Below are 19,759 nucleotides of genomic sequence, written 5' to 3' on the forward strand. Positions count from 1 at the left end.
CTTCCTTCTGCCGCGCTTGCGCTGAAACCGGGTGGCGGTCCGCGTGGGATACTGACGAAGATTCTCAGAATCCGCGTTGACTCCGCGAATCCATTGTCTCCTACGGAATGGCTCGCCCTCCCATGTCCTCGGTTCCCGCCCTTGCCACCGTCGTCGACCAGCGCCTCGCCGAGGCTCTCGGGGCCGCCCGGCCCGAGGCCGCCGGTGCGGACCCGCTGCTGCGACGAAGTGACCGGGCGGACTTCCAGGCGAACGGGATGCTGGCGCTGGCCAAGCGGCTGAAGTCCAACCCGAGAGAGCTGGCCACCGAGGTGGTGGCGGCGATCACCACCGGCGGGGACGGGCCGATCAGGGATGTCGAGGTGTCGGGTCCCGGCTTCCTCAACATCACGGTCACCGACGAGGCCATCTCCGCCAACCTCGCCGCACGTGCCGCCGACGACCGCCTCGGGGTGCCGTTCGCCACGGACCCGGGCACGACGGTCATCGACTACTCGCAGCCGAACGTCGCCAAGGAGATGCACGTCGGCCACCTGCGCTCCACGGTGATCGGGGACGCGCTGGTGCGGCTGATGGAGCACCGGGGCGAGAAGGTCGTCCGGCGCAACCACATCGGCGACTGGGGCACCCAGTTCGGGATGCTGATCCAGTACTTGATCGAGCACCCCGACGAGCTGGACCACCAGGGCGGCACGGAGGCCGGCGAGGCGGCGATCTCGCGGCTGAACCACCTCTACCGGGCCTCGCGCGCCGTCTTCGACTCGGACGCCGAGTTCAAGGAGCGCGCCCGGCGCCGGGTGTCGGCGCTCCAGACCGGCGACGCGCAGACGCTGGCGCTGTGGCAGCGGATCGTCGACGAGTCGAAGCTGTACTTCAACGCCGTGTACGACCGGCTGGACGTGCTGCTGACCGACGAGGACGCGGTGGGCGAGTCCGCCTACAACAGCGATCTGCCCACGCTGGCGCGTCAGCTGGAGGAGTCCGGGGTGGCCGTCCGCTCGGACGGCGCGCTGTGCGTGTTCTTCGACGACGTCAAGGGCCCCGACGACCGGCCGGTCCCGCTGATCGTGCAGAAGGCGGACGGCGGCTTCGGGTACGCGGCCACCGACCTCGCCGCGATCCGCGACCGGGTGGGGGTGCTGGGCGCCGAGACCCTGCTCTACATCGTGGACGCGCGGCAGGCGCTGCACTTCAAGATGGTCTTCGAGACGGCCCGCCGGGCCGGCTGGCTGCCGGACGGGGTGGCGCACCACCTGCCGTTCGGCTCCGTGCTGGGCAAGGACGGCAAGCCGTTCAAGACCCGGGCGGGCGAGACCGTACGCCTGATGGACCTGCTGGACGAGGCGGTGGAGCGGGCCGGTTCGGTCGTCCGCGAGAAGGCGCCGGAGCTGCCCGAGGCGGAGATCGCCGAACGCGCCACCCAGGTGGGCATCGGCGCCGTGAAGTACGCGGACCTGTCGACCTCCCGTTCGCGGGACTACATCTTCGACCTGGACCGGATGGTCTCGCTCAACGGCGACACCAGCGTGTACCTCCAGTACGCCTACGCCCGTATCCAGTCGATCCTGCGGCGCGGGCGTGAGCAGGGCATCACGCGGGCGGTGGCGCACCCCGAACTGCCGCTGGCCCCGGCCGAGCGGGCGCTGGGGCTGCACCTGGACGAGTTCGGGCAGACCCTGGACGAGGTGGCGCGGCACTACGAGCCGCACCGGCTGACGGGGTATCTGTACGCACTGGCCTCGCACTACGCGACGTTCTACGAGAACTGCCCGGTGCTGAAGGCGGAGTCGCCCGCCATGGTGGAGAACCGGCTGCTGCTGTGCGAGCTGACGGCACGCACGCTGCGCCAGGGCATGTCGCTGCTGGGCATCGAGACGCCCGAACGCCTGTAGGACACAGCGTCGGCACCCCCGGTGGGGGCGGAGGAAGCTGCCAGAATTCTGGCGTTTCCCCGCCCCCTTTGTGGTTTGAGTTGCCGAATACCCCTTCGACATCACGCCTGTTGTGTCATTACGTGACCGCCGCATGACATATACGTGACAAACACCGACGCCCCCTTGCCGGTCTCCTCTGCCGGGGCGAATGATTTCGGCTGAGCGATCGCGGGTGTCATGCCCACGATCGCCATGCATCGGTTCACCCCCACCGCAGCACCTCTATGAGGAGGACCCCTCAGATGGCAGCGATGCGCAAGACCGTTCTGGCCACCGCCGCAGTCGTGGCACTCGGCATCGGCGTTGCACTTCCCGCCTCGGCCAACACGGGCGCAGCCGACCAGCCCCTGGGCTTCATCGCCAACGCGGACGCCCCGGGCACGATAGAGGACAGCTACATCGTCATACTTGAGGACAGCACGTTCTCCGCGGCCTCCGTCGCCGCCGAGAACCTGGCCGACAAGTTCGACGCGGAGATCGTCACCACCTACGAGCACGCCCTCAACGGCTACGAGATCGAGGCCAGTGAGGCCGACGCGCTCGCCCTGGCCGCGCACCCGTCGGTCAAGGAAGTGGTGCAGAACCAGCGGGTGTCTCTCGACGCCACCCAGGTCAACCCCCCCTCCTGGGGCCTGGACCGCATCGACCAGCCGAGCCTCCCGCTGAACCAGACGTACAACTACCCGGACTCCGCCGGTGACGGCGTGACCATCTACGTCGTCGACACCGGCATCCGCCACAGCCACGCGGACTTCGGCGGCCGGGCCAGCTTCGGCTACGACTACTGGAACCAGGGCGGCGCGGACGGCAACGGCCACGGCACCCACGTCGCCTCCACCGCCGCCGGCACCGCCTACGGCGTGGCCAAGCAGGCCGACCTGGTCTCCGTCCGCGTCCTGGACAACAGCGGCGGCGGCACCACCGCCTCCGTCATCGGCGGCGTGGACTGGGTGACCGCCAACGCCTCCGGCCCCTCCGTCGCCAACCTCAGCCTGGGCGGCGGCGCCAACACGGCGCTGGACGCGGCCGTCCGCAACTCCATCGCCTCCGGCGTGACCTACGCCGTCGCCGCGGGCAACAGCAACGCGAACGCCGCCAACTACTCGCCGGCCCGGGTCGCCGAGGCCATCACGGTGGGCGCCACCCAGAACAACGACGCCCGCGCGAGCTACTCCAACTGGGGTGCGACCGTGGACATCTTCGCCCCGGGCACCAGCATCACCGCCGCGTGGCGCACCAGTGACACCGCCACCAACACCATCTCCGGCACCTCGATGGCCAGCCCGCACGTGGCCGGTGTCGCCGCCCTCTACCTCGCCGGCAGCCCCAGCGCCAGCCCCGCCCAGGTCTGGTCCGCCCTGGACTCGGCCTCCGTCACCGGCCAGGTCGGCAGCCCCGGCACCGGTTCGCCGAACAAGCTCCTCCAGGTCCCGTAACCCCCAGGGCCCGACAGCACGTCATCGCCCCGCCCGCCGCACCCGCGGCGGGCGGGGCACCGCCGTCTCCGGGCCCGGGCACGGCCGTACGATGCGACGCGGGGGCGGCGCCGGGTCGAGCGCGGGCGCGGGCACGACCCACGGACCGGTCTACGACGCGCGGCTTTCGCCCTCGAACGCCACCAGCGAGGTGATGAAGCGCTCGGCCGCGGCGTCGACCTCGGCGCCCGGGGTCAGCAGCCGCTGCAGCAGGAGTCCTCGCAGGCACGCGGTCGCGATGATGCTCTGCCGCCTGGCGCCGGTCGCCGTGGCGCCGTCGCGACGAGCCGCCGCTTCGAGCAGGTGCGCCAGGCCATCGATGTCGACGACGAGTTCCTGGAACGCGTCGCGTTCGTAGACGGCGAGCCCGACCAGGTGGAAGAAGGCGTGCGTGCGGTCTTCGTGCGCGGGGTCCGAGTAGAAGTCCCAGATCGCTCTGCACAGGGCCTCGAAGCCGAGTTCGGTGCCGGTCGCGGCGATGACGAGGTTGTCGCGGCGGCGCGCCTCCGCCAGCACGGCACGCAGCAGCCCCGGCCGCGACCCGAAGTGGTACGTCAGCAGCGTGTGGTGCACGCCGAGCCGCTCCGCCACTTGGCGCATCGACAGGTTCGGGCTGGGGCCGTTCTCGCCGAACTCCTCGAACAGCGCCTCCAGGAGACGCTTCTTCCCTTCCCCCACCGGCGATCTCACATGGCCTCCGTTGACAGTTTCACCACTGTTGAGTACATTACCGCAAGATCAATTCACCACTGTTGAGTACAGCTACAGCCCTGCGCGTGCACCACGGCCGCAGGAGGGGAGAAACCCGATGAGCGAGATGTGGCACGGCTGCCTGCCGGACACCGAGTACCTGGAGATCACCGCCCGCTCGGGGCACCGCTACGGCGTCTGGGTGACCACACCCCCCGGTTACACGGAGTCCACGGATCCGCTGCCGCTGATCTACGTGCTGGACGGCAACTGGACTGTCGGCCTCACCGCGCCCCTCATCGTCAGCCAGGCCGACCCGTACCTGACGATCGCCCCCTACATCCAGGTCACCATCGGCTACACCGGCGAGGAGGCCGCAGCCTGGGCACAGATCCGCAACCGCGACCTCGTGCCGCCGGGCGAACCCATCGGTGACGACACGCTGGCCACCCTCGCCGCCGCCCGCGAGTCGGGGACGATGACCCAGGAGCAGATCGACGCCTACCTCGCTGAGCTGAAGGAAGCCCACGCCGACGTCTTCCTCGACTTCCTGACCGACGAACTCCACCCCCACCTGCGGTCGAAGCTGCGGGTCAGCGAGTCCGGGCACGGCCTCTTCGGCTACTCCTACGGAGGTCTCTTCGCCCTCTACTCCTGGCTGCGCGAGACAGGGGTCTTCGCCAGCGTCGGTGCGGGCAGCCCCGGTGTGGCCAGTAAGGACAGCCAGATCTTCACCCTCCTCGACGCCCTCCCGGAACCGGACGGGGACGCCGCCGCCCCACGGCTGCACATCACCCTGAACGAAGCCGAAGTGCTGGGCGACATCCCGTTCTACCGCGGAATGGCCCGCCACGTCCTCACGGCGGTGGAACAACTGCACACCCGGGGAAGGTCGGAGCAGGTGACACACGTCCTGCTGCGGGAGACCCACGTCACCGGGCTCCAGGCGTCCTTCCTCAGCTACCTGAAGACCTGCCACCTGCGCTGACCCGGCCCCGGCCGCGAGCGATCCGCCGGCCCGTCCCACCCGGGACGGGCCTCACAGCGCCGAGGCCACCGCCGCCCGGACCCCGGCCACCGGCCGCTCCCGCCCCGGATGCACCCGGTTCGTCAGCAGCACCAGCACGGTGCCGCTCCGGCTGTCCGCCACCACACTCGTCCCGGTGAAACCGGTGTGGCCGTACGTACGGGGCGAGGCCAGCGCGCCCATGTACGCGGGCCGGTCCCGCTCCCAGCCCGGCCACCGCGCCGCCCGCTCCTCGCTCAGCACCCGCACGCCCCCGTACCGGCCGCCGTTCAGCAGCACCTGGGCCAGCACGGCCACCTCCCGCGCCGTACCGAACACCCCCGCGTGCCCGGCCACCCCGCCCAGCAGAAACGCCTTCTCGTCGTGCACCTCACCGCGCACCACCCCGCGCCCCGTCCACGGCTGGTACTCGGTGGCCGCACACCGCGCCACCCGCTCAGCGGAAGGCCGGAACCCGGTGTCCACCAGCCCCAGCGGCCCGGTGAACCAGCGCTCCAGCAGGACATCCAGCGCGGCGCCCGCCGCCCGCTCCACCGCCACCCCGGCCGTGATCAGCCCGAGGTCGGAGTACCGCTCACCCTCCCCCGGCACATACACCGGCGGCTCCCCGAACACCGCCGCCAGCCGCAGCGCGCGCGTACCGTACGGGGCCAGGTCCAGGTCGGCCGCCATCCCACCGCGGTGCGCCAGCAGAAGACGCAACGTCACCCGCGCGTCCGTCACCTCCGGCACATACCGGCCCACCGGCGCGTCCAGATCCAGCAGCCCCTCGTCCGCCGCCCGCGCCACCAGCAGCGCCGTGTACAGCTTCGTCAGCGACGCCAGATCGAACACCGTGTCCACGGTCATCGGCACCCTCCCCCGGCCTTCCGCCTGGGGGACCCCCCTGCCCACCGGCAGCTCGACCGGCCCCTCGGGGCCCGCGCCCCAGCGCACCGCCCACCCGCCGGCACCCTCGGCCAGCACCACGCCGTCCCGCACCGCCAGCACCACGAACCCGGGGCGGGCCAGGGCCCGCGCCACCGCCACCACCCCGGGCCGTGCCGGCATCAGCTCTCCCGGTGCACCTTGGTGTTGGAAACCTGCGCGCGCGGCCGGAGCACCAGCAGGTCCACGTTCACGTGCGCCGGACGGGTCACCGTCCACGCGATGGTGTCGGCCACGTCATCGGCGGTCAGCGGCTGCGCCACCCCCGCGTACACCTGCGCCGCCCGCTCCGCGTCGCCGCCGAAGCGGTTCAGCGAGAACTCCTCGGTCGCCACCATCCCCGGCGCGATCTCGATCACCCGCACCGGCTCCCCCGCCAGCTCCAGCCGCAGCGTCCCGGTCAGCGCGTGCGCCCCGTGCTTGGCCGCCACGTAGCCGCCACCGCCCTCGTACGTGTCGAGCCCGGCCGTCGAGGACACCACCAGCACCGTGCCGGCCCCGCTCGCGACCAGCGCCGGCAGCAGCGCCTGCGTCATGTGCAGCACACCCAGCACGTTGACCTCGTACATGGCGCGCCAGTCCGCCGGATCACCCTGCGCGACGCTGTCCATGCCGTACGCCCCGCCGGCGTTGTTGATCAGGACGTCCACCCGCTCCAGCGAGGCCGCGAACGCGTCCACCGCCGCCCGGTCGGTGACATCCAGCGGGTACGCCAGGGCCGCGTGCCCGGCCTGGGTCAACTCCCCCGCCAGCGCCTCGATCCGCTCGGCGCGGCGCGCCGTGAGCACCACCCGGTACCCGGCCGCCGCGAGCCGGCGCGCCGTGGCGGCGCCGATCCCGCTGCTCGCCCCGCTCACCACGGCGGTGGGCGCGGCGGTGGGTTCCTGTATGGCGGTGCTGCTCATGGCGCCTTCTCTCCTGCGTCGTTCCGCGTACCGGTGCTGCGGCCCTCAGCCTGCCAGCCGCCGGGCCGCCTCGGTGGCCCAGTAGGTGAGGATCACATCCGCGCCCGCCCGCTTGAACGCCATCAGGGTCTCGTCGATCGCGCGTTCCCGCTCGATCCAGCCCCTCTCGGCCGCCGCCTCGACCATCGCGTACTCACCGGAGATCTGGTAGGCGGCCACCGGCACGTCCACCGCGTCCGCCACCCGGCGCAGCACGTCCAGGTACGGCATGCCCGGCTTCACCATCACCAGGTCGGCGCCCTCGGCCAGGTCGAGCGCCAGCTCGCGCATCGACTCCCGCCCGTTCGCCGGGTCCTGCTGGTACGTCTTGCGGTCCCCGCGCAGCGAGGAGTTCACCGCCTCCCGGAACGGGCCGTAGAACGCCGAGGCGTACTTCGCGGTGTACGCCAGCAGCGACACGTCCTGGTGCCCGGCCGCGTCCAGCGCCGCCCGGATCACCCCGATCTGACCGTCCATCATCCCGGAGGGGCCGAGCATGTGGGCGCCGGCGTCCGCCTGCACCAGCGCCATCTCGGCGTACCGGGCGAGCGTGGCGTCGTTGTCGACCCGGCCGCGCGCGTCCAGCACCCCGCAGTGGCCGTGGTCGGTGACCTCGTCCAGGCAGGTGTCCGCCATCACGACCAGCTCGTCGCCGACCTCGGCCCGCACCGCGCGCAGCGCCCGCTGCAGGATGCCGTCCGGGTCGGTGCCGGCCGAACCGACCGCGTCCTTGACCAGCGGCACCCCGAACAGCATGATCCCGCTCACCCCGGCCGCCACCGCGTCGGCGGCGGCCTTCCGCAGCGAGTCCAGGGTGTGCTGGACGACGCCCGGCATCGAGGAGATCGGCACCGGCTCCGCGACGCCCTCCCGCACGAACGCGGGCAGCACCAGATCGGCCGGACGCACCTGGTGCTCGGCCACCATCCGGCGCATCGCCGCGGTGGTCCGCAGCCGCCGGGGCCGCGCCGCCGGGAAGGCCGGCCCGGCGGACGGCGCGGCAGGCGCGACCGGTGCAGAACCGTATCCGCTGCTCACTGGCTCACTCACGAGGTACGGGCCCTCCGACGCTGCGGACGCTTCTCGCTCGGCCGCTTCAGCACCTCGCCGGAGGCGACGGCCGCCGCCCGGCGCTCCTCACCGTACTGGGCGAGCGCCTCGGCCAGCGCGTGCACCGACGGCTCGGGCGAGAGCACGTCCACCCGCAGCCCGTGCTCCTGCGCGGTCTTGGCCGTCGCCGGCCCGATACACGCGATCACCGTCACGTTGTGCGGCTTGCCGGCGATGCCGACCAGGTTCCGCACCGTGGACGACGAGGTGAACAGCACCGCGTCGAAGCCACCGCCCTTGATCGCCTCGCGGGTCTCGGCCGGCGGCGGCGAGGCGCGCACCGTCCGGTACGCCGTCACGTCGTCCACCTCCCAGCCCATCTCGACCAGGCCCGCCACCAGCGTCTCGGTGGCGATGTCGGCACGCGGCAGGAACACCCGGTCGATCGGGTCGAAGACCGGGTCGTACGGAGGCCAGTCCTCCAGCAGCCCCGCCGCCGACTGCTCGCCGCTGGGCACCAGATCGGGCCGCACACCGAACTCGATCAGCGCCCGGGCGGTCTGCTCACCGACCGCCGCGACCTTGATCCCGGCGAACGCCCGCGCGTCCAGCCCGTACTCCTCGAACTTCTCCCGGATCGCCCGCACCGCGTTCACCGAGGTGAACGCGATCCACTCGTACCGCCCGGTCACCAGACCCTTGACGGCCCGGTCCATCTGCTGCGGGGTACGCGGCGGCTCCACCGCGATCGTCGGCACCTCGCTGGGCACCGCGCCGTACGAGCGCAACTGCTCCGACAGCGAGGCCGCCTGCTCCTTCGTGCGCGGCACCAGCACCTTCCAGCCGAACAGCGGCTTGGACTCGAACCACGCCAGCTGATCGCGCGACTCCGGAGCCCCGCGCTCGCCCACGACCGCTATCACCGGCCGGTCGCCCTCGGCCGAGGGCAGCACCTTCGCCGACTTCAGCGTGCGCTCCACCGTGCCCAGCGTCGCCGACCACGTGCGCTGCCGCGTCGTGGTGCCCGCGATCGTCACCGACACCGGGGTGTCCGGCTTGCGGCCCGAGGAGATCAGCCGCGCCGCCGTACCGGCCACCGACTCCAGCACCGCCGACACCACCACCGTGGCGTCGGAGGTCCCGACCTCGGTCCAGCACCGCTCGTCGGCGGTCGCCGCGTCCACGAACCGCACATCGGCGCCGTCCGGGTCGCGCAGCGGCACCCCGGCGTACGCGGCCACGCCCACGGCGTGCGCGATACCGGGGACCACCTCGAAGGTGATGCCCTCGGCGGCCAGCGCGAGCATGTCGGCGGTGGCGTCCGCGTCCATCCCCGGATCACCGGCGACCGCACGGACCACCCGCTTGCCGCCGCGCGCGGCCCGCATGACAAGATCGGCGGCATCACTCGCCGCCGCGGCCGGTGCGCCCAGGGCGGCGTTCTGCAGCGGGGTGTCCGTGCCGGGCCGCAGATGTGTGCGCACCACGTCGTACGCGCGTGGATCGGCGACCAGGACATCGGCCCGCGCCAGCGCCTCCACGGCGCGCAGGGTCAGCAGGCCCGGATCACCCGGTCCGGCCCCGAGAAAGGTGACGTGCCCGTGGTACGGACCGGAGTGACCGGCCGGCTGGGCCGCCAGGATGCGTGCGGCGGTGGGGCTCAAAGTGCTCGCTCCCCCATCAGACCGGCCGCGCCTTTGGCGAGCATCTCCCGGGCGAGTTCGGCACCCACACGTGCTGCGTGGGCCACCGCCTCGGCGGGCGACGCCGGTACGGGACCGGTGGTGGACAGCTGCACCAGCGTGGCGCCGTCGGTCGTGCCGACAACGCCGCGCAGGCGCATTTCGGTGACATCCCGCTCATCGCTCCGCAGGTCGGCCAGCGCACCCACAGGTGCGCTGCAACCGGCCTCCAGGGCGGCGAGCAGGCTTCGCTCGGCGGTGACGGCGACCCGGGTGAACGGGTCGTCCAGCTCCGCGAGCTGGGCGGCGAGCTCCGCGTTCGACGCGGCGCACTCGACCGCCAGTGCCCCCTGGCCGGGGGCGGGCAGGACTGTGTCGGGCGGCAGGAAGTCGGTGATCTCCGCTTCCCGCCCCAGCCGGTGCAACCCGGCGGAGGCGAGGACGACGGCATCGAGTTCGCCGCCGCTCACGTACCCGATCCGGGTGTCGACATTCCCCCGGATGGCGACCGTGTCCAACTCGCAACCCAGCGAGCGGGCCCACGCGTTCAGCTGCGCCATGCGGCGCGGCGAGCCGGTGCCGATCCGGGTGACGCCGTTCTCCACCACCAGCTGCTCGAAGGTCAGCCCGTCGCGGGCGACCAGCGCGTCCCGCGCGTCCGCCCGGACCGGCACGGCCGCCAGGGCCAGCTCAGCGGGCTGCGCGGTGGGCAGATCCTTCAGCGAGTGCACCGCGAAGTCGATCTCGCCGGCCAGCAGCGCGTCGCGCAGCGCCGAGACGAAGACCCCGGTGCCGCCGATGGTGGCCAGCGCCTCCCGGGAGACGTCGCCATAGGTGGTGATCTCCACCAGGTCGACCGGTCGCCCGGTGAGGGCACGGACCTGGTCCGCGATCATCCCGGACTGCGCCATGGCGAGGGCACTGCGCCGGGTGCCGAGCCGCAGGGCCCGGTGGGGGGTGGTCATGACCGCTCCTGTTCCGCGTTACTTCTGGTGCTGCCGCCACCGGCGGCCACCGCGTGCGGGTCGAGATCGAACAGCTCGCGCAGGGCGGCCGCGTAATCGGCACCGCCCGGCTCACCGGCCAGCTCCTTGACCCGCACGGTCGGCGCGTGCAGCAGCTTGTCGACGACGCGGCGCACCGCGTGGGTGACCTCCGCGCGTTCCTTCTCGCCCAGCCCCGGCAGCCGGCCGTGCAGCCGGGCCAGCTCGCTGGAGACCACGTCGGCCGCCATCGCGCGCAGGGCGACGACGGTGGGGGTGATGTAGGCGGCGCGCAGGGCGGCGCCGAAGTCGGCGACCTCCTGGGCGACGATGTCCCGCACGGCCTGCACGTCGGCGGCCATCGGGGCGTCGGCGGAGGCGGCGGCCAGCGACTCGATGTCGACCAGGCGCACCCCGGGCAGCCGGTGCACGGCCGCGTCGATGTCGCGCGGCATCGCCAGGTCGAGCAGCGCGGGCTCGCCCTGTCCGGCGTGCCGCTCGCCCAGCGCGCCGGCGACGGCGGAGGCGGACAGCACCAGGCCGGTGGCGCCGGTGCAGGAGATGACGAGGTCGGCGAGCTTCAGCTCGGCGGCGATGGAGATGGCGTTGATCGGTACGGCGCGGGCCCGGGGCCCGGCGGGCGCCGGGGTGTGGTCGCAGCCGTCGCCGACGGGGCACATCCGGCCGTGCTGCCCGCCCTGGGCGGGCACGGTGGCCGGGCCGGCGGTCCCGCCGTCACCGGCGGCGCCCTCGGCGGCCGTGCCGTGCGCGGCGTGGTCGGGTCCCGCGGCCGGGCCGCGCTCCGCGTCCAGCGAGGCGGCGAGCCGCTCCGCGCGCTCCAGCGTCCTGTTGGCGATCACCAGTTCGGCGACACCGGCGCGCGCCAGCGTCGTCGCGGCCAGCGACGACATCGACCCGGCGCCGATCACCAGCGCGCGCAGCCCGCGCACCCACGACATGTCCGGCTGGGCGCCATCGGCGAGCGGCCGGTCCCGGTCGGGGCCCAGCTGTCCGAGGCCGAAGGTCACCAGCGACTGGCCGGCCCGGTCGATGCCGGTCTCGCTGTGCGCGCGCTTGCCCACCCGCAGTGAACGCTGGAACAGCTCGTTCAGCATCCGCCCGGCGGTCTGCTCCTCCTGGGCGAGGGCCAGCGACTCCTTCAGCTGACCGAGGATCTGCCCCTCACCGACCACCATCGAGTCGAGCCCGCAGGCCACGGTGAACAGATGGGTGACGGCCTCGTCCTCGTACCGCACGTACAGGTACGGGTCCAGCTCGTCGGGCCCGACACCGCCGTAGCGCGCCAGCATCCCGGACAGCTCCGCGACCCCGGCGTGGTACCGGTCCACGTCCGCGTACAGCTCGACCCGGTTGCAGGTCGACAGCAGCGCCGCCTCCAGCACCGGCTCGGCCGCCAGCAGATCGTGCAGCAGCTCGGCGCGTACGCCGGGCGCGATCGCGGCGCGCTCCAGCACGCTCACCGGGGCGCTGCGATGACTCACTCCCACCACGAGCAGCGTCATGCCGGCATCACCGCCGGGATGTCCCCGTCGGGGCCCTGCCCCTTGGGCCGCTCCGCGCCGGCACCGTCGGCGCCCTCGGCGGGCGCGGCGGTACGGGCACCGCGCGGCCGCACGCCGCGCGAGAGCTCGTCCGCGGCCTTGCGCTGCTCGTGGAAGGCGAGGATCTGCAGCTCTATCGACAGGTCCACCTTGCGCACGTCCACCCCCTCCGGCACCGAGAGCACCGTGGGGGAGAAGTTCAGGATCGAGGTGACCCCGGCGGCCACCAGCCGCTCGCACACCTGCTGGGCCGCGCCCGCCGGGGTGGTGATGACACCGATGGAGACACCGTTGGTGTGCACGATCGATTCGAGTTCGTCGACGTGCCGCACGCCGATGCCCGCGACCTGCTTGCCGGTCATCTTCGGGTCGGCGTCGATGAGCGCCGCGACCCGGAAGCCGCGGGAGGCGAAACCGCCGTAGTTGGCCAGCGCGGCGCCGAGATTACCGATGCCGACGATGACCACGGGCCAGTCCTGGGTGAGCCCGAGTTCACGCGAGATCTGGTACACGAGATACTCGACGTCGTACCCCACGCCCCGGGTGCCGTAGCTGCCGAGGTAGGAGAAGTCCTTGCGCAGCTTCGCCGAGTTCACCCCGGCGGCGCCGGCCAGCTCCTCCGAGGAGACCGTCGGCACCGAGCGCTCGGAGAGCGCGGTCAGCGCCCGCAGATACAACGGAAGCCGGGCGACAGTCGCCTCGGGGATTCCTCGGCTGCGCGTCGCCGGTCGGTGGTTTCGGCCAGTTGCCACGGTGCTCCTGCCGGTCGAGCCAAGCGGAGAGCGGTTGCGTACGGCGCATGCGCCGAGACCGCCCCGTCGCGCCCAGGCTATGCCTTTGTGAACGCGTGCACAAAGATGGTGTCCGCTTTGTCCGTCCAAAGTGACCGGTGCCACACGCATCAACAGGGACACCTGGTCACACTCCTCACGTATGTGCACCGGAACGGAAAAAACGACCCCGCATGCTAAACCAAACCGGGCTCAAGCTCCCAACGCGCTGCGCAGCCTCCCGGCGTCCACCCGCCAGAAATCGTGCTGCTCACCGTCCACCAGCACCACCGGGATCTGCTCCCAGTACAGCCGGTGCAGTTCCTCGTCCGCGGTGATGTCCCGTTCCTCCCAGGCGGCCCCGGTCTCCTCGCACACCGCCGCCACCACCTCCCGGGCGGCATCGCACAGATGACAGCCGGGCTTCCCGATCAACGTGACGACGCGGTCCTGGGGCGACTTACGGGACGCACGGCGCAGCAGGGGTCTCATGCCGCCCATTGTGCCGTGCATGGCAATCCGGGCGACATGCCCGCGCAACCGGTACTCCGCGCGCGACTGGCTATCCTCGATCACATGGCAAGCTCGCCGCTGGACCAGCCCGCCGACCGCTCTGACCTCGGCACCGGTGATCGTGACGCCGGTCTGGGCGGCGATCCGGGCGGCGAGGACGGCGGAACCACCGGGAGCCGTACGGGTCTGCTGGCCGACCTGGCCAGGGGCCGCTGGCGGTGGCCGGGCCGGGCCCCCACCCGGCGCAGCGAACTGGCCGGGCAGGCGTCGGCGGAGGCGGCCGGGGAGACCGTGGCCGAGCCGGAGTTCCCGGTGCCCGGCGATGTCAGGGCGGCGGCCTTCTTCGATCTCGACAACACGGTGATGCAGGGCGCGGCCCTCTTCCACTTCGGCCGCGGCCTGTACAAGCGCAAGTTCTTCAGCGGCCGGGATCTGGCGCGGTTCGCCTGGCAGCAGGCGTACTTCCGGATGGCGGGCTCGGAGAACGCCGGGCACATGCAGGACGCGCGCGACAGCGCGCTGTCCATCGTCAAGGGCCACAAGGTGGCCGAACTGATGGCGATGGGCGAGGAGATCTACGACGAGTACATGGCCGGGCGGATCTGGCGCGGCACCCAGGCGCTGGCCCAGGCCCATCTGGACGCCGGGCAGCGGGTGTGGCTGGTGACGGCGGCCCCGGTGGAGACGGCCACCATCATCGCCAGGCGGCTGGGCCTCACCGGGGCGCTGGGCACCGTCGCCGAGTCCGTGGACGGGATCTACACCGGCCGGCTGGTCGGCGAACCGCTGCACGGCCCGGCCAAGGCGATGGCGGTGCGGGCGCTGGCCGGACGCCAGGAGCTGGACCTGGAGCGCTGCGCGGCGTACAGCGATTCGGCGAATGACATCCCGATGTTGTCTCTTGTCGGTTATCCCTACGCGATCAATCCGGACAGCGCGTTGCGGGCGCATGCCCGCAAACAGGGCTGGCGGGTGCGTGACTACCGCACCGGCCGCAAGGCGGTGCGGATCGGGGTCCCGGCCGCCGCGGGTGCCGGAGCCGTGGCGGGCGGCGCCGTGGCGGCGGTCGCGCTGCGGCGGCGCCGGCGCTGAACCGCAGGCGCACCCCGGCGCGCCAGGGGCATTCCGGCCCTTTACCCCGTGCTCGCGGCGGACAGTCCCCCGACCGGCCATCGGTCACATTCGTTCATTCAGTGATCGGATCGGGACATTCAACGATCAGCAAGACCATGGCGTTGGGTAGCGCGCCGACAACAACACGTAACTGTTCAAACCTAATCGGCGATTTTCGCAACTACGCGTAGCACGCCAAGCACAAAGCGTTATTCTCCTCAGACGCATTCCGGTCCCCAGGCGTCTCCCCCCAGGCGTCGGCTGACGGACCCGCACCACTGAACGTGTCGGAAGCTCTGCCTCTGGGAGTCCCGTGTACCCACACGTCGGGGTTGACACCTCGGGCCTGGCCACGCTGCGCACGACGGTCTTCGGCCGGCTGCGCGTCTTCGTCCCCCCCGCGTACGCCATGTCCGCCCTCTCCGCCGCACTTGTCCCCGCCGGCCCCGCCTATGTCCTCGCCGAAGGCACCGCCGGCACCACCTCCGCCTCACCGACCCCCGTCCCCGCCACCCCACCCGAGGCCGCCCGGGCCACCGCCCCCGCGGCCTCCGCCCCCAGCACCGGCAGGCGCATCCCCAGGAACACCACCGCCCGCCGCCCCGCCGCCGACAGCGACAGCCGGCGCATGATGGACCTCGTCGAACGCGCCCAGGCCGGCGAGACCGAGGCCTTCGGCGGCCTCTACGACCACTACTCCGACACCGTCTACCGGTACATCTACTACCGGGTCGGCGGCCGGGCCACCGCCGAGGACCTCACCAGCGAGACCTTCCTGCGCGCCCTGCGCCGGATCGGCACGTTCACCTGGCAGGGCCGCGACTTCGGCGCCTGGCTGGTCACCATCGCCCGCAATCTCGTCGCCGACCACTTCAAGTCCAGCCGGTTCCGGCTGGAGATCACCACCGGCGAGATGCTCGACGCCAACGAGGTCGAGCGCAGCCCCGAGGACTCCGTCCTGGAGTCGCTGTCCAACACCGCGCTGCTGGAAGCGGTCCGCAAGCTCAACCCGCAGCAGCAGGAGTGCGTGACCCTGCGTTTCCTCCAGGGCCTCTCGGTCGCCGAGACCGCCCGGGTGATGGGCAAGAACGAAGGGGCCATCAAGACCCTGCAGTACCGCGCGGTGCGCACCCTGGCGCGGCTGCTGCCCGACGACGCGAGGTAGCGCCGCCGTTCCCGCGCTCCGCCCTCGTACGGCCCGTACGCGTGCGGGCAGCGCGGCCTCATGACCGCCATGCGTCACCAGTCAACGGCGAACAGTAACATTATCTTCCAGCCGTAACCCGAGTGCCCGTCCGCTCGTTGTCGAGTTCGCAGACTCCCTATGACCGGCCCCACCACCCAGCTATCACCCGAACGGGTGATAGCGGTGGCGACCGGCAACCATCCATCCGCATTGGGGAGTCGACCGTGCTGACGAGAGGAGGTGCCGCCCGTGATCGGATCCGTGCCAGCAAGCCGACGGGCCCAGGAGTTCGCCCGGGCCGTCGAGGAGCCCCGGCCGGACGAGGCGGCCGTGGCGGGCGGGCCCGAAGAGGCACCGCCGGCCGACGGGACCGAACAGGCAGCCCTGCTGTCCGTGACGGACCGGCTGACCGCCCTGCCCCGGCCCGAGCTGAGCGCCGAGACGAAAACCGCACAGCGTGCCCAGCTGATGGCCGCCATGGAATCCGCCTTCGCCGCCGCCCGCGGCGGCGAGGAGCAGATCCCCGAACAGCGCGCCGCGGCCAGAACCGGCCGCGGCGCCCACCGGGCCACCCCGCTGAGTGACGCCTTCAGCCGGCTGCGCCCCCGCAGCCGGCTCACCAAGGGCCTGGCCGCCGGCGGCCTGTCCATGGGCGTGGCCGCCGGTGCCTTCGGCGGCGCCGCCGTCGCCAGCACCAACGCCCTGCCCGGCGACACCCTCTACGGCCTCAAACGAGGCATGGAGGACCTGCGCCTGGACTTCACCGGCGGCGACACCGCACGCGCCCAGCTCTACCTCGACCACGCCTCCACCCGGCTGCACGAGGCCCACCGCCTCATGGACCGCGGCCGGGCCGGCGACCTCGACCACGAGCAGCTGCACGAGATCCGCACCACCCTCAGCAGCATGGCCGACGACGCCGCCACCGGACACCGGCTGCTCAGCCAGGCCCACGCGGCGGACGGCTCCCTGGACCCGCTCCAGACCCTGTCGTCCTTCGCCGAGGGCCACCGCGACACCTGGGACCTGCTGCGCGGCAAACTCCCCGCCCAGCTGTGGGACATCGGCGAGGAGGTCACCTCCGTCTTCGACGCCATGGACGACGAGATCGTCCCGCTGCGCACCCTGCTCCCCCAGGAGCCGGAGCACTCCGCCGCCGACCCCGGCGCCGGTGACCCGCAGCAGTCCGCCCCGTCCGCCGCCGAGACGCCGTATACGCCCGACACGGACGCCACGGAGGCCCCCGGTGGCTCCGAGGACACCGAGGACCCCTCCAGCGGCCAGGAGAGCCCCTCCACGGCCGCCGAGGAGTACGAGGGGCTGCTCGGCGGCACCGGGCTGCTCAATCCGCCCGCGCCGAGCACCGGCACGGACGAGGACGGCGGCTCGGGCGACGCCCCGCTCGGCCCGCTGCCGCAGCCGGACGTCACCATCCCGCCCCTGGTGCAGGACCTGCTCCCGGGCCTCGGGCTGAACGTGAAGAACGCCGAATAGCGACGGCGGACAACGGTCCGGGAAAGCAGCACGAAGTGGCCCGGTCGCGGGTGTCGACAAGACACCGCGACCGGGCCACTTCACGTGTTCCGCGCCGGCCGTGTGACGGCCCCGCGCCACGGAGCGGCGGCATGCGTCGGCCCTCCCATCCGTATGACGGGAGGGCCGGTTCAGCCGCGCTCGCTCACTTCTTGTTGCGGCGCTGCACGCGGGTGCGCTTCAGCAGCTTGCGGTGCTTCTTCTTCGCCATCCGCTTGCGCCGCTTCTTGATTACAGAGCCCACGACTTACCCTCGCTCACTTCGATGACTCGGTGCGGGGCGTCCGAGCCCACACGACCTACATGGGGGTCAGCCTACCGGTCACCGGGTGATACGGGTAAATCGAGTGCCTAGCGGGCCTTCTCCCGGCCCGCCATCAGGCACTTTCCACCCCTACAAAGGATTCCCGCAGGTACTCGTGGACGGCCTGCTCGGGGACCCGGAAGGACCTTCCTACCCGGATCGCGGGCAGATGACCGGCGTGCACCAGGCGGTACACGGTCATCTTGGACACTCGCATCACCGCGGCGACCTCCGCCACGGTCAGGAACTTGGCTTCGCTCAGAAGCCTTTCACCAGCAGCCATGTCACACCTGACCTTCCGCACATGTCGGGCACCGGCTTCCCCTCCGGTGACTCCCTCTCGCAAGTGCGCTCCTCCCCAGATTAGGGGCGGGTGATGCGAGTGAGGAAGAGGTGCCTCAACCGGCCGTTTGCCACCAAGCTGACAGAGAACGCCGATTGCGCCCATAGCGCATCAGGGGCTCTCGGGCGCAAGCCGGGGCCACATCCGTGCGGGCCGGCACCGCGCGCCCCGTACCGCGGACCGCCGGGCCACCCCCGGCCTCCGGCCGGCACAGCGCCCCGCGCCCCCGCCACCGGCTCCCGCGCGCGCCCCCGGACACCGCCCGTGGCCTGCGGCCTTGGCCACCGCCCGGGGAAAGTACGGTCCACCCGGCGGCCAGCTGGGGCAGTTGTGTGCGCCGGGGGCGTGCTGGGGCCCGGGTGAAGCAAGACCATGCGCCCGCCCGGCTCCCCCGTGCCCCGCACCGCGCACGGGGCGCCGGCCGCCGTATCCGCAATGGGGTCGTTAAGTCGATACTTCCCGCCCGCACCGGGGGGAGGAGAACACCGCACCGGTACGCGCGCCACGGGATCAGGTGACGTAGTACGGGCGGGGGCCGCCGTACAGCGCCCGTTCCTCAGGGCAGCAGGCCACGCTGGGGGAAGGCCGCCCGGCGGGTGGCGAGGACGGCCTGGTCCACCGGATCCGCCGGGTCGTAACCCGCCTCCCAGTCGAGCCACTTGGGGGTCCGCCCGTCGGTCATCCGCCACGGGCCGCTCTCGCGGGTGAGCGCGTACACGGTCTGCCGCCAGCTCTCGGGTACGGGCGTGGCGGGGTCGACGGGCGCGTGGGCGGCGACGGCCGTCAGGTGCGCCCACAGACGGGGAACGACGTCCACGACCGCGTAGCCGCCCCCGCCGAGCGCCAGCCAGCGTCCGTCGGCATACCGGTGGGCCCAGTCGTGCGCGGCCTCGATACCGGCCCGCTGGGCGTCCAGGCTGAGCAGGAGGTGCGCCTGGAGGTCCTCGAAGTGGGTGTCGGCACCGTGCTGGCTCACCAGGACCTGCGGGCGGAAGTCGGCCAGCAGCTCGGGCAGGACGGCGTGCACGGCCCGCAGCCAGCCGGCGTCGGAGGTGCCGGCCGGCAGCGCCAGGTTGGCGGCGCTGCCGGGTGCCTTCTCCGGGTCGCCGGTCTCGTCGGGCCGGCCGGTGATGTGCGGGAAGAGCGTGCGCGGGTGTTCGTGCACGGAGAGGGTCAGCACGCGGGGGTCGTCCCAGAACGCCTCCTGGACGCCGTCGCCGTGGTGGGCGTCGAGGTCGACGTACGCGACGCGTTGCACGCCGAGTTCCAGCAGGCGGGCGATGGCCAGGGACGCGTCGTTGTACACGCAGAAGCCGGCCGCGGAGCCGGGCATGGCGTGGTGCAGCCCGCCGGAGAAGTTGACGGCGTGGGTGACGGCTCCGCTGTGCAGGGCCTCGGCTCCGCCGACCGAGAGGCCGGAGATGAGCGCGGCGGCCTCGTGCATGCCGGCGAACGCCGGGTTGTCCTCGCTCTCCAGGCCGTGCCAGCGGTCGGTGTCGCGGGGGTCGGCGGAGGCCCGGCGTACGGCCTCGATGTAGTCGGGGCGGTGGATGAGCCGCAGGGTGGACTCCCCGGCGGGGCGGGCCCCGGCGAGCTCGATGTGCCGGGTGAGGCCGAGGTCCTCGACGAGCCGCATGGTGAGTTCAAGTCGCACGGGTTTCATGGGATGTTCGGGCCCGAAGTCATACCGGGTGACTCCGTCGTCCCACATCAGCCGTGCTGC

17 protein-coding genes and 1 pseudogene are annotated in these 19,759 nt (G+C 72.4%); 6 read left to right on the top strand and 12 right to left on the bottom strand.

The genetic code is table 11. The features are described 5' to 3' along the window. Positions 1–122 precede the first annotated feature (122 nt). Both argS and H7827_RS13030 read left to right on the top strand, forming a co-directional pair. A complete protein-coding gene (argS, locus tag H7827_RS13025; protein WP_432745177.1) occupies positions 123–1,892 on the top strand; it encodes an arginine--tRNA ligase in 1,770 nt (589 codons plus the stop codon). Positions 1,893–2,158: 266 nt separating this feature from the next. After that, positions 2,159–3,364 (top strand): annotated as a pseudogene (locus tag H7827_RS13030) (S8 family serine peptidase); the annotation flags it as partial. A 156-nt stretch (positions 3,365–3,520) separates the two neighbouring features. Here the strand turns inward: H7827_RS13030 and H7827_RS13035 are convergent. After that, entirely contained in the window at positions 3,521–4,099 is a 579-nt protein-coding gene (locus H7827_RS13035) for a TetR/AcrR family transcriptional regulator (RefSeq protein ID WP_386534843.1), read from the bottom strand. Between the two features lie 118 nt (positions 4,100–4,217). On the opposite strand from H7827_RS13035, the gene H7827_RS13040 reads away from it, so the two are divergent. Continuing rightward, positions 4,218–5,087 (top strand): alpha/beta hydrolase, encoded by an 870-nt coding sequence (locus tag H7827_RS13040; RefSeq protein WP_432745179.1) that lies wholly within the window; start codon positions 4,218–4,220, stop codon positions 5,085–5,087. Between the two features lie 51 nt (positions 5,088–5,138). Here H7827_RS13040 and H7827_RS13045 read toward each other — a convergent pair whose 3' ends face one another. The 8 genes from H7827_RS13045 to H7827_RS13080 all read right to left on the bottom strand — a co-directional run bounded on the left by H7827_RS13045 (position 5,139) and on the right by H7827_RS13080 (position 13,536). Beyond that, positions 5,139–6,176 carry a serine hydrolase domain-containing protein gene (locus tag H7827_RS13045; protein WP_432745181.1) on the bottom strand — a complete coding sequence of 346 codons (1,038 nt, stop codon included), beginning with the start codon at positions 6,174–6,176 and terminating at the stop codon, positions 5,139–5,141. Further along, positions 6,176–6,958, bottom strand: a complete 783-nt coding sequence (locus tag H7827_RS13050) for an SDR family NAD(P)-dependent oxidoreductase (protein ID WP_432745184.1) — start codon at positions 6,956–6,958, stop codon at positions 6,176–6,178. Before H7827_RS13050 ends, H7827_RS13045 begins: the two co-directional genes overlap by 1 nt. A gap of 45 nt (positions 6,959–7,003) precedes the next feature. Further along, positions 7,004–8,035 carry a porphobilinogen synthase gene (hemB, locus tag H7827_RS13055; protein ID WP_432747980.1) on the bottom strand — a complete coding sequence of 344 codons (1,032 nt, stop codon included), beginning with the start codon at positions 8,033–8,035 and terminating at the stop codon, positions 7,004–7,006. An 8-nt stretch (positions 8,036–8,043) separates the two neighbouring features. Next, complete coding sequence (locus tag H7827_RS13060) at positions 8,044–9,711, bottom strand: uroporphyrinogen-III synthase (RefSeq protein WP_386534828.1); 1,668 nt, start codon at positions 9,709–9,711, stop codon at positions 8,044–8,046. Next, positions 9,708–10,694 carry a hydroxymethylbilane synthase gene (gene hemC / locus H7827_RS13065; RefSeq protein ID WP_200365671.1) on the bottom strand — a complete coding sequence of 329 codons (987 nt, stop codon included), beginning with the start codon at positions 10,692–10,694 and terminating at the stop codon, positions 9,708–9,710. The genes H7827_RS13060 and hemC overlap by 4 nt, the downstream gene beginning before the upstream one ends. Continuing rightward, positions 10,691–12,235: a glutamyl-tRNA reductase gene (hemA, locus tag H7827_RS13070; RefSeq protein ID WP_386534825.1), complete on the bottom strand. Its 1,545-nt coding sequence runs from the start codon at positions 12,233–12,235 to the stop codon at positions 10,691–10,693. The genes hemC and hemA overlap by 4 nt, the downstream gene beginning before the upstream one ends. Beyond that, positions 12,232–13,026: a redox-sensing transcriptional repressor Rex gene (locus H7827_RS13075; RefSeq protein ID WP_432745188.1), complete on the bottom strand. Its 795-nt coding sequence runs from the start codon at positions 13,024–13,026 to the stop codon at positions 12,232–12,234. Before H7827_RS13075 ends, hemA begins: the two co-directional genes overlap by 4 nt. A 231-nt stretch (positions 13,027–13,257) precedes the next feature. Next, positions 13,258–13,536: a glutaredoxin family protein gene (locus H7827_RS13080; RefSeq protein WP_030730020.1), complete on the bottom strand. Its 279-nt coding sequence runs from the start codon at positions 13,534–13,536 to the stop codon at positions 13,258–13,260. 84 nt (positions 13,537–13,620) lie between these two features. On the opposite strand from H7827_RS13080, the gene H7827_RS13085 reads away from it, so the two are divergent. The 3 genes from H7827_RS13085 (at position 13,621) to H7827_RS13095 (ending at position 17,350) form a co-directional block, all read left to right on the top strand. After that, positions 13,621–14,649, top strand: coding sequence for an HAD family hydrolase (locus H7827_RS13085; protein ID WP_386534818.1), 1,029 nt, complete (start codon positions 13,621–13,623; stop codon positions 14,647–14,649). A gap of 334 nt (positions 14,650–14,983) precedes the next feature. Then, on the top strand, positions 14,984–15,835 hold the full coding sequence (locus H7827_RS13090; protein WP_432745192.1) for an ECF subfamily RNA polymerase sigma factor, BldN family: 852 nt from the start codon (positions 14,984–14,986) through the stop codon (positions 15,833–15,835). 282 nt (positions 15,836–16,117) lie between these two features. After that, complete coding sequence (locus H7827_RS13095) at positions 16,118–17,350, top strand: DUF5667 domain-containing protein (protein WP_432745194.1); 1,233 nt, start codon at positions 16,118–16,120, stop codon at positions 17,348–17,350. A gap of 184 nt (positions 17,351–17,534) precedes the next feature. Here the strand turns inward: H7827_RS13095 and H7827_RS13100 are convergent, their stop codons facing one another. The 3 genes from H7827_RS13100 to H7827_RS13110 form a co-directional block, all read right to left on the bottom strand. Beyond that, complete coding sequence (locus H7827_RS13100) at positions 17,535–17,633, bottom strand: 30S ribosomal protein bS22 (protein ID WP_003948845.1); 99 nt, start codon at positions 17,631–17,633, stop codon at positions 17,535–17,537. Positions 17,634–17,766: 133 nt separating this feature from the next. Then, positions 17,767–17,976, bottom strand: coding sequence for a helix-turn-helix domain-containing protein (locus tag H7827_RS13105; protein ID WP_019431885.1), 210 nt, complete (start codon positions 17,974–17,976; stop codon positions 17,767–17,769). 616 nt (positions 17,977–18,592) lie between these two features. Next, positions 18,593–19,747, bottom strand: a complete 1,155-nt coding sequence (locus tag H7827_RS13110) for an acetoin utilization protein AcuC (RefSeq protein WP_200368616.1) — start codon at positions 19,745–19,747, stop codon at positions 18,593–18,595. Positions 19,748–19,759: the final 12 nt, after the last annotated feature.

The organism is Streptomyces sp. JH002, assembly GCF_050916115.1.
Classification (GTDB): Bacteria; Actinomycetota; Actinomycetes; order Streptomycetales; family Streptomycetaceae; genus Streptomyces; species Streptomyces xiamenensis.